This window comes from Rhizobacter sp. P3_B12 (genome assembly GCF_056402895.1).
Genome location: NZ_JBFUGN010001499.1, coordinates 1 through 985, shown reverse-complemented (window position 1 = coordinate 985; position 985 = coordinate 1). Strand labels below are relative to the sequence as shown.

Here is a 985-nt window from a genome sequence, read left to right as displayed (position 1 = left end):
TGGCGCTGCTGCTGTCGTCGCACGCCTACGCAGGGCTGGTGGCGGTGATGGTGGTGTTCGGTGTCGGCACCAGCCTGTTCGATGTGTCGATCAACGCGGCCGCCGGCGAGCTGGAGCAGCTGGCCGGGCGCAGCCTGATGAGCGGCTTCCACGGCATGTTCAGCCTCGGCGGCATGGTCGGCGCGGGGCTGGGCAGCCTGCTGCTGTCGCACGAGGTCGGCGGCGCGACGCACCTGGTGGCGATGGCGGTGCTCGGTGCGGCGGCGATCGGCGGGGCCGGGGCGGTGATGCTGCGCACGATCGCCGGGTCGGACGACAAGGGCGGCTTCGAGCTGCCGCGTGGGCTGCTGGCGCTGCTGGGCGTGCTGGGGGCGCTGGGCCTGATCGCCGAGGGCGCAATGTACGACTGGAGCGTGCTGTACATGAAGCAGGAGCTCGCCAGCGAGGCGAGCTTCGCGGCGCTGGCCTATGCGAGCTTCAGCGCCGCGATGGCGGCGGCGCGCTTCGCCGGCGACTGGGTGCGCGAGCGGGTCTCGCCGGCCGTGCTGATGAGCGGCAGCGCGGCGCTGGCCGCGGCCTCGATGGCGGCGGTGCTGCTGGTTGGCCACCCGATGGTGGCGCTGGTGGGCTTCGCGCTGGTGGGCCTGGGCTTCGCGAACGTGGTGCCGGTGCTGTTCAGCGCCGCGGCGAAGGTGGATGCGAACCCGGCGCACGGCATCGCGGTGGTCGCGTCGGTCGGCTACTTGGGGATGATGGCCGGCCCGCCGCTGATCGGGATCATCGCGGAGCACGCGTCGCTGACGCTCGGCCTCGCGACGGTATCGCTGTTCGCGGGGATCCTCGCGGCCGCGGCGCCGCGGGCACTCAGACCAGCGGCGGTTTGAGCGCGGACGGGCCGAGCGCCGGGCCGCCCCAAGCCGGCCCGTGTCCCCTCGGGGGACCGTCCGGTGTACCCACCGGGCGAGGGGTCGTCATCACTCTGAGG

1 protein-coding gene is annotated in these 985 nt (G+C 73.6%); it reads left to right on the top strand.

Annotation, left to right across the window (positions count from 1 at the left end; all coding sequences use genetic code 11):
* Positions 1–884: MFS transporter (locus AC1D01_RS36430; protein ID WP_477874643.1), on the top strand; the 884-nt coding region annotated here is incomplete at its 5' end.
* Positions 885–985 lie beyond the last annotated feature (101 nt).